The sequence below is a fragment of the Motilimonas cestriensis genome (assembly GCF_021295315.1).
GTDB lineage: Bacteria > Pseudomonadota > Gammaproteobacteria > Enterobacterales > CBDFNC01 > Motilimonas > Motilimonas cestriensis.
The window spans coordinates 182,404-191,437 of the sequence record NZ_JAIMJA010000008.1 but is presented as its reverse complement, the minus strand read 5'-3'; the positions used below and the strand labels follow the sequence as shown (position 1 = coordinate 191,437).

6 protein-coding genes and 3 tRNA genes are annotated in these 9,034 nt (G+C 43.9%); 5 read left to right on the top strand and 4 right to left on the bottom strand.

From position 1 onward, the window contains the following. Positions 1 to 67 precede the first annotated feature (67 nt). The 4 genes from K6Y31_RS10070 to orn all read right to left on the bottom strand — a co-directional run bounded on the left by K6Y31_RS10070 (position 68) and on the right by orn (position 1,186). Positions 68 to 143, bottom strand: a tRNA-Gly gene (locus tag K6Y31_RS10070). A gap of 149 nt (positions 144 to 292) precedes the next feature. After that, positions 293 to 368 (bottom strand) — tRNA-Gly (locus K6Y31_RS10065). A 73-nt stretch (positions 369 to 441) separates the two neighbouring features. Further along, positions 442 to 517: transfer RNA gene (locus K6Y31_RS10060), tRNA-Gly, on the bottom strand. Between the two features lie 123 nt (positions 518 to 640). Continuing rightward, entirely contained in the window at positions 641 to 1,186 is a 546-nt protein-coding gene (gene orn / locus K6Y31_RS10055) for an oligoribonuclease (RefSeq protein ID WP_233052685.1), read from the bottom strand. A gap of 87 nt (positions 1,187 to 1,273) precedes the next feature. Here orn and rsgA point away from each other — a divergent pair, with 87 nt between their 5' ends. The 5 genes from rsgA (at position 1,274) to K6Y31_RS10030 (ending at position 9,016) form a co-directional block, all read left to right on the top strand. Continuing rightward, positions 1,274 to 2,317, top strand: a complete 1,044-nt coding sequence (gene rsgA, locus K6Y31_RS10050) for a small ribosomal subunit biogenesis GTPase RsgA (protein WP_233052652.1) — start codon at positions 1,274 to 1,276, stop codon at positions 2,315 to 2,317. A 71-nt stretch (positions 2,318 to 2,388) separates the two neighbouring features. Beyond that, complete coding sequence (asd, locus tag K6Y31_RS10045) at positions 2,389 to 3,240, top strand: archaetidylserine decarboxylase (protein WP_233052651.1); 852 nt, start codon at positions 2,389 to 2,391, stop codon at positions 3,238 to 3,240. 29 nt (positions 3,241 to 3,269) lie between these two features. Next, a complete protein-coding gene (locus tag K6Y31_RS10040) occupies positions 3,270 to 4,136 on the top strand; it encodes a DMT family transporter (RefSeq protein ID WP_233052650.1) in 867 nt (288 codons plus the stop codon). Positions 4,137 to 4,207: 71 nt separating this feature from the next. Further along, a complete protein-coding gene (mscM, locus tag K6Y31_RS10035) occupies positions 4,208 to 7,516 on the top strand; it encodes a miniconductance mechanosensitive channel MscM (protein ID WP_233052649.1) in 3,309 nt (1,102 codons plus the stop codon). Positions 7,517 to 7,609: 93 nt separating this feature from the next. After that, positions 7,610 to 9,016: an SLC13 family permease gene (locus K6Y31_RS10030; RefSeq protein ID WP_233052648.1), complete on the top strand. Its 1,407-nt coding sequence runs from the start codon at positions 7,610 to 7,612 to the stop codon at positions 9,014 to 9,016. The last annotated feature ends 18 nt before the right edge of the window (positions 9,017 to 9,034 follow it).

Below are 9,034 nucleotides of genomic sequence, written 5' to 3'. Positions count from 1 at the left end.
GTATTCTGTATTTATTCAGCCGAATTTACTGATGATTATTACTAAGTAACAATCTGCCGTTTTAATTTGGAGCGGTACACGAGGCTCGAACTCGTGACCTCAACCTTGGCAAGGTTGCGCTCTACCAACTGAGCTAGTACCGCATCACAATTAACTCATATTTTTAGAAACCCGCAAACAAGGTTGCGTATCTCTATGATACAGCTGAGCTAGTACCGCATCACAGTATTCTGTATTTATTCAGCCGAATTTACTGATGATTATTACTAAGTAATAATCTGCCGTTTTAATTTGGAGCGGTACACGAGGCTCGAACTCGTGACCTCAACCTTGGCAAGGTTGCGCTCTACCAGCTGAGCTAGTACCGCATCACAGTATTCTGTATTTATTCAGCCGAATTTACTGATGATTATTACTAAGTAACAATCTGCCGTTTTAATTTGGAGCGGTACACGAGGCTCGAACTCGTGACCTCAACCTTGGCAAGGTTGCGCTCTACCAGCTGAGCTAGTACCGCATCACAAACGTAAGTGCTTTGTTGAAGTGCTTACGGGGAGCGGATTATAAGGAGCTTTAAAATCAATGCAAGTATTTTTTTAACTACAAAAACCGTTCGCTCATAAAACAACCAAACTATGGCCTAAAACGTAAAGAAGTGTTTCTTGTAATGCACTAATTCACCGATAGATTCGCGAATATCATCAAGGGCTAAATGGGTGCCCTGCTTTTTAAAGCTTTTAACCATGTCAGGAGCCCAGCGGCGCCCTAGCTCTTTAATCGTACTCACATCGATATTGCGGTAATGGAAAAAAGCTTCTAAATCAGCCATATGTTTAACCATAAAGCGGCGATCTTGGCCAATACTGTTACCACACATAGGTGAGCTACCAGCAGGAACCCAGTCTTTTAGAAAGTCTAACGTCATCGCAACCGCATCCGCTTCGCTCAATGTACTTTCTTGTACCCGTTTAACGAGGCCAGAGTTGGTATGGGTATTGGTACACCAATCATCCATTTTATTCAGTTCAGCTTCCGATTGATGAATAGCAATCACCGGACCTTCAGCCAGAATATTCAACTCACTATCAGTGACAATAGAAGCAATTTCAATCACCTTGTGTTGCTCGGGATCTAAACCCGTCATTTCTAAATCGATCCAAACAAGGTTATTTTCATTCGTACTCATCATTGTCTACCTGTATAAATGCAGTAATTTAATCATAATATCTGTATCATACGCCCTTTCAGTTTCGAGACAAACCAAAGGTATCAAGTGACCAAAAAAAAACGCTTAAGCAATAACCAAGCAAGACGAGTCAGAGCTAACCAAACCAAGCGCTTAAAAACCACTGAAATCGAACAGTTGGACGAGTCGCTCCTTGGTCAACCGATTCAAGGCGTGGTTGTGAGTCGTTTTGGTCAACATGCTGATATTGAAGATGAGCACGGTAACATTCAGCGTTGTAATTTGCGTCGCTCTATTAAATCTTTGGTGACGGGCGACAAAGTGGTTTGGCGCCCAGGTAATGAACAACATCAAGGCTTAAATGGCATTATCGAAGCGGTACACCCACGCGAAACCGTACTAACACGACCCGATGTGTACGATGGTATCAAAGCCATTGCCGCGAATATCGATCAGATTATTATCGTCTCGGCTGTGCTCCCTGAGTTCTCAACCAACATCATCGACCGCTATTTAGTCGCCTGTGAAGAAACCGGTATCGAACCCGTTATTTTATTAAACAAGGTTGACCTGCTTGACGCTGACGCATTTGCTGAACTGGATAAGACGTTGCAAATTTATCGTGACTTAGGCTATGACGTATTCCTTAGCTCAGCTCATGAAAAATCAGGATTAGACAATATTCAAGGCTTGCTTAAAGACAAAACTACCATTTTTGTGGGTCAATCTGGCGTCGGTAAATCATCATTAGTTAATGCTCTAATGCCTGAAGTGGCGGCCACCATTGGTGATGTATCAGAAAACTCAGGTTTAGGCCAACACACCACCACCACAGCACGTTTATATCACTTCCCTAGCGGCGGTGACTTAATTGATAGCCCGGGAATACGTGAATTCGCCCTTTGGCATTTAGAGCCACAACAAATTTTTGATGGTTTTGTTGAATTGCGTGCCCTTAATGGCTTATGCAAATTTCGTGACTGCAAGCATAAAACCGACCCGGGTTGTGCCGTTGTCGCCGCGGCAGAAAGTGGTAAGATCCACCCCATGCGCTATCAAAGTTATTTACGCATCACCGATGCCATGGCAGAGAATAAGCCAACTCGCGTGATCCCAGAGCATAAACGTTAATATAAATCAGTGGCAGCGGCGCAAACACGCATCTCCACACTCACTATTTGAATTAGAAGTAGGACTATCCAGTGTTAGATCAGCTAAAAATTGCCGGCCAATATCTTTTACCTAAGCATTTACTGTCGCGCTTACTCGGCAAACTTGCTAGCGCCGAAGCGGGCGGTTTAACCACCTTTTTGATTGAAGCTTTCATCAAAAAATACCAAGTAAATATGGCTGAAGCCTTAGATAGCAACCCAAGTAATTACAAAACCTTTAACGACTTTTTCACCCGTGCGTTAAAAGAAGATGCGCGGCCAATTTTGGCTCAAGAAAACCAACTGGCGATGCCCGTTGACGGCAAAGTGAGCCAAGTGGGTCAAATTACTCAGGGCCGTATCTTCCAAGCGAAAGGCCATGACTTTAGTGCTCGCGAGCTGCTTGGCGGCTTTGACATTGATGTAGCCCCGTTTGACGAGGGCAGCTTTGCAAATATCTATTTAGCCCCAAAAGACTATCACCGCATTCATATGCCGGTGGCAGGGAAGCTCGAAAAAATGCTGTTTGTCCCCGGCGACCTATTTTCGGTTAATCCTCTAACCGCTGAGAATATACCTAATTTATTCGCCCGCAATGAACGCGTGGTCGCATTATTCACAACTGAAAAAGGCCCGCTGGCCATGGTATTGGTTGGCGCAACTATCGTTGCCAGTATTGAAACAGTATGGGCTGGCACAGTCGCTCCCGCTAACGGTAAGCAAGTACAAGTTTGGGATTACAGCGAGCAAAACATCACCTTAGAAAAAGGTGAAGAAATGGGGCGCTTTAAGCTCGGTAGCACCATTGTTGCTCTATTCCCGAAAGATACAGTAACGTTTTCAGAGCACTTGACGCCGGGCGCACCAACGCGTTTAGGTGAAGTGTTTGCAAGCTATCAATAGCTTAAACCTCACCAAACAGAGAGCAAACAGTGCCCAGTAAAGGATTGTTATCAGTACATATAGCTGTCATTTTACTTGCTGGCACTGGCCTGTTTTCACAACTGGTGCCACTGCCTGCTCTTGATATCACCTTCTACCGCTGCCTTGTCGCTTTCGTTTTTTTAGCTTTAGTATTGAGTTTCACAGGGCAACGATTTCGTTTAAGAAATACCAAAGACTATCAAACTGCAATAATTTTGGGTGTGTTAGTCAGCCTCCATTGGGTAACCTATTTCTACTCCATGCAATGGTCAAGTGTGGCCGCGGGCATGATAGCTCTTTACACCTATCCCGTCATTACAGTGCTAATTGAACCATTGCTGTTGCAGCAAAAGCCCAAATTGAACGATCTTATTTGCGCCTTGGTCGTGTTGCTGGGCATAGTATTGATGTTGCCACTGCAAAATCCTCTCAGTGACGCGGGTCTGGGCATTTTATTGGGTGTGTTTTCGGCGATGCTATTTGCCGCTCGCAATTTACTTTATAAGCACAAATTTTCGCAATATAACGGTCCGCAAACCATGTTCTATCAAGTATTAGTTGGCAGCTTACTGCTGCTGCCTTTACTGTTTGTTAATAATCAAGCTACGAATTGGAGCTTGCCAACATCATCTAGTTTGCTGTTACTATTGCTGCTTGGGACCCTATTTACCGCCTTGCCTCATGCGCTGCTAGTTACGTCTTTACGCTACTTAACCGCATCAAGTGTGGCGCTTATCTCTTGCTTGCAACCTTTATATGGCATGCTCTTAGCTGCGCTAATTTTAGCTCAAATGCCAACTTGGCAAACTATCGTCGGAGGCGCCCTTATTCTCTCGGGCACCCTGTATGAAACCCTAAAAAATCGCCACCGCTAACCCGCTCTCACTTTGAAGCGAAAAGTAACTAGTCTATTATCATGGTGCCAAAAAATGAGAAGGAATTAGGTTTGAAATCACTATTCATCACCGCGCTGCTTTGTTTAACCCTAATCTCTAACGCCTTTGCCGCTTCTCCAGACAAAGAATTACTGCAAAATAAACTTGCAGCCTTAGCCAGTGAGCCTGAATCGAATGAAAAGTTAAGCTTGCAAGACGCTTATCAAAAAACCATTGATTACCTTGAACAAGCAGAAACGTTTTCCAGCAAAGCGCGGCAATACCAGAAAGTCATGGATGACTTTCCTTATCAATCCAATGCATTACAAAAGCAGATAGATGAGTTCAAGCCAGAACAATATGCCAATACCAGTAACTGGTCAAAAGCAGCCCTTGAAGAAGAGTTAGCGATGCGCACCTCACAACTATCGGGCTTGAAGCGCAAACAATTAGACAAAAAGCTGCAAATAGAAGAAATAGAGCATCAACTTTCTGGCTTTCAACCTAAAATCGAGGGTCTTCGCAGCGAACTGGTTAACCAGCAACATAAACTCGATATTCAAAAATTCAGCACTCAAGACGATCCCGTTTCACAAGCCCTACTAGTGCAAAGTCAAGTTCATGAAACGGCCTTATCGAATCAAATTTTAGCACTCGAACTAGAGCAACTCAGTGCCAGTAACCGTAACGAGCTGTATCGCTTAGAGCTAACCCTTATAAACCAAAAAGTGACCGCACTCCAAGAGTACACAAACACGCTGCAACAAGGGCTGAGCAGTATTCGTAAACAAGCCACCGAAGAAGCCATTGCACGAGGCGAAAAAATAGCCCAAAACACACAAATAACATCGCCATTGTTACAAAGGTTACTTGAGGAAAACCAAGGTTATAGCGAGCAGCTCAACGCCTTAACTCAAGACATGGAAGTCACCTTGCAAACACAAGCCAATGTGGCCAAACAGATGGAAGAAATCAATAATGCCGTCAGTAATATTCGTGAACAGGTTGAGTGGTTAAAAGTATCCAACGCCTTTGGTGAGAACCTCAGAGCGCGTCTTTCGCAATTACCTAACCCGCCGCCGCTAGAGGCGGCCGAGCAAACCATCGTTGATGCACGACTCGCCAAATATGCCTACCAGCAAACTTTAGATCCCCTCAGAAATTTAAGCGAGGCTGCCAGCACTTTTCTCGACAACAGCAAAGAAACGCTGAGTGACAGCGAACGAAAAGATCTTCAAGCGTTACTCGGCGTACGCAAACAACTGTTAACACAGCTGCTATCGGTTAGCGAAAATTACATTTATGAGCAGGCAAAACTAAAAGTTGCCTACAGCCAAATGAGCTCAAAATTGGGCCAAATTCGCGATATTGCCAGTCAATATCTATTTTGGACCCCGAACACTAAAGCCATCAATATTAATTTTATTGCCGATACGTTGGCATCTATCGGATGGTTATTTTCAAGTAATAATACGCAACAAATCCCCCTAGCGATCCAAGAAGCCGTAAGCGAGTACTGGCTGTTATATTTGGTTGGTCTATTACTACTACTATATTGCTGGTATTTTTCAAATCGTTTTTTCCGGCCTTATCTAAAAAGCAGTGCTGACCAAGTAGGTAAAGTAACCCGAGATAAGTTTAGCTATACCTTTAACAATGTCGTACTTTCAGCCTTATTGGCGCTGCCAGTGCCCGTATTGATAGGTAGCTTGGCATTTTTACTCGACTCCAGCTGGCAATACCCTTTTGCACAAAATATCGGTATGGCTCTGTACCCCTTTGCCACTGGCTTGTGGTGCTTTTTACTGGTAAAGAATATGGCTAGGAAAAACGGCTTGTTCATTGCCCATTTTAAATGGTCGCCGCAACGAGTCGAAAATAATTTCAGCTATGTCAGAACCATGGCCTTTGTAGCTCTTCCTAGCTTAGGGTTTTATAACTTTGCCTCAGGATTTGAAGAGCTTGCTGTTTACTCTAGCTTAGGCCGACTAGCATTTATTATATTAAACCTTTCTATTGCCTGGTTTTACTGGCAGATTTACCAAGAAAAACTGCCGTTAACATATAAAAATCAAAACCGTAAAGATCCTCACTTATTACACCATGTACTCTGGCCTATCTTAGCTGCAAGTCCGTTAGTGAACGTGCTGGCAACGTTAATGGGCTATTTCTACACTGCGCACGCACTGCTGAAGCAGGTACAATTTTCAGTGCTGGTGGGGATGATCTTTTTACTTACCTATTTTTTAATTCATCGCTGGATGTTTATTCAAAAGCGTCGTTTAGCCTTTGACCGAGCCAAAGCCAAACGAGCAGAGATACTGGCTCAACGTGAAAAAGAAGATCAAGGTGACTTGGCCAAAAATGAAGGACTCTTGGAAAGCGTTGAAGATACTGTAATCGATCTTGAAACTATTAGTTCACAGTCTTTAGGGCTATTACGTACCGTATTAACCCTTAGCTACACCTTACTGCTTATCTATCTTTGGGCACAGATTTATTCAGCTTTTTCATTTCTAGAGGGAGTAACGATTTGGAGCTCATCCTCCAGTATTAATGGCATCGACACGCTCAATCCAGTCAACCTGCAGGATGTAATTTTTGCCGTATTTTCTATTTCAATTATGTTTGTAGTGGTGAAAAATTTACCTGGCGCATTGGAATTACTGGTACTACAACATTTTGATTTAGCTCCCGGCACGGGCTTTGCCATCACCACACTTACCAAATACATTGTTATTCTAGTCGGCATCCTAGTTGGTTGTGCTTTCCTCGGTGTTGATTGGTCGAAAACCCAGTGGCTGGTTGCTGCATTAACCGTTGGCTTAGGCTTTGGTTTACAGGAAATTTTCGCCAATTTTGTTTCTGGTTTAATCATCCTATTTGAAAAACCCATTCGCATCGGCGATACCGTCACTATCCGTGATTTAACAGGCACCATTGCCAAAATAAAAACGCGCGCTACGACGATTATCGACTGGGACCGAAAAGAAATTATTGTGCCCAATAAAGCCTTCATCACCGAGCAATTTATTAACTGGTCACTTTCCGACCCTATTACTCGAGTGATCACTAAAGTAGGTGTCGCTTATGGGTCAAACACCCAACAAGTCACTCGAGAGCTATATGCTGCGATCAATGAGTGTACTTTGGTGCTTGAAACGCCCGCCCCCGAGGTCTTTTTTGTCGGCTTTGGCGACAGTACGTTGAACTTTGAAACCCGTGTTTATGTCAATGAGATGGGGCATCGTATGCCAATGGCCCATGAGCTGTATAGCGCTATCAACACTCGCTTTAAAGCCGCAGGTATCATTATTGATTATCCGCAACTCGATATTCACATTAAAGATGGCATGCCTGACTTTCAGCAACCAACATAAAGTTAGCTTAGAACAAAAAATGTGCAGCACAGCAAGCTAAGCTTACCCCATAATTGGTAGAGTTTAATCTTGAGATTCTATTAGGGTTTGCATATGAAGCTATCGAAAAAGTTAGTCAGCACAATAATATGTTTTAGTGTTCCATTACTTATTTTAGCCATCCCCAGTGAGCTCATTCCTTTACCTGAGCTCACCTTAGTACAACACCGAATTATCGCTATTTTTGTACTTGCTGCATTGCTGTGGATCTTAGAGCCAGTGCCTGTTTTTGCTACCTCTATTTTGATCATTACCTTAGAAGTAGTGATGGTTTCAGATAAGGGGCTTAACTTTTTCAGCCATGACTCGGCTACCACTCCCCTTGGCGAGCTACTTAGCTACAACAGCATTTTTGCTAGCTTTTCATCGCCCATTATCATCTTATTTATGGGCGGATTTGCCCTTGCTATTGCCGCCTCAAAATTTGATTTAGACACCAACTTAGCACGAGTATTACTCAAACCCTTTGGCCGCCAAATACATTTTGTCATGCTTGGCTTAATGCTCATCACTGCGGTTTTTTCCATGTTTATGAGTAATACCGCAACCACAGTAATGATGTTGGCGATTTTGGGGCCCATTGTGGCAACCGCGCCAGTTGGCGATTTAGGTGCAAAGGGATTAGTACTTGCCATCCCTATTGCCGCCAATACCGGTGGCATAGCCACGCCAATCGGAACACCGCCCAATGCCATTGCACTGCAATATTTGCCCGAAGGCGCAGTCACATTTGCCCAATGGATGATGGTCGGCTTACCTTTTGTTCTTATTCAACTCACTGTTGCGTGGTTTCTACTGCGCTATTTATACCCCGCTAAAGAAAAAGAGCTACCACTAAAACTAGAGGGCACTTTTTTGCAAACGCCGCGAGCTTGGGTAGTCTATCTCACATTCGGCGTAACTATTTTATTGTGGTTAACGACACAGCTACACGGTATGAATGCATACGTCGTTGCCATTATTCCCCTCGCGGTGTTTACCTTAACCGGGGTTATTAACAAGCAAGATTTAAAGCTGATTAACTGGGACGTACTCTGGCTTGTAGCAGGTGGGATCGCAATGGGGATGGCTCTTGACACGAGTGGCTTAGCCGTCAAATTAGCCAGCAGTATCGACTTCGCGAATATGAGCACTTGGTTAGTGATTATTAGTTTATCCGTCACTTGCTATATGATGGCGAACTTTATGTCTAACACCGCCACCGCCAACTTAATTATGCCCATTGCCGCAGCGGTGGCAACCACGCTACCAGTGACAACGCAAGGCGGCGGTATTACGCAGCTGCTAATGGTGGTCGCATTTTCTTCCTCACTGGGCATGATTCTACCCGTCAGCACACCACCCAACGCTCTTGCCTATTCAACTGGCTTCATTGAGACCAAAGACTTACTAAAAGCCGGCGGCATCGTAGGTATATTTGGCCTAGGCTTGCTGTATCTTGGGCTATATTTATTCTTTTAGTGCTTAATCTTGGATTAC

Coding starts and splice junctions, on each gene's coding strand:
- orn (WP_233052685.1), bottom strand. CDS start 1,186: ATGAGTACGAATGAAAATAACCTTGTTTGGATCGATTTAGAAATGACG.
- K6Y31_RS10030 (WP_233052648.1), top strand. CDS start 7,610: ATGAAGCTATCGAAAAAGTTAGTCAGCACAATAATATGTTTTAGTGTT.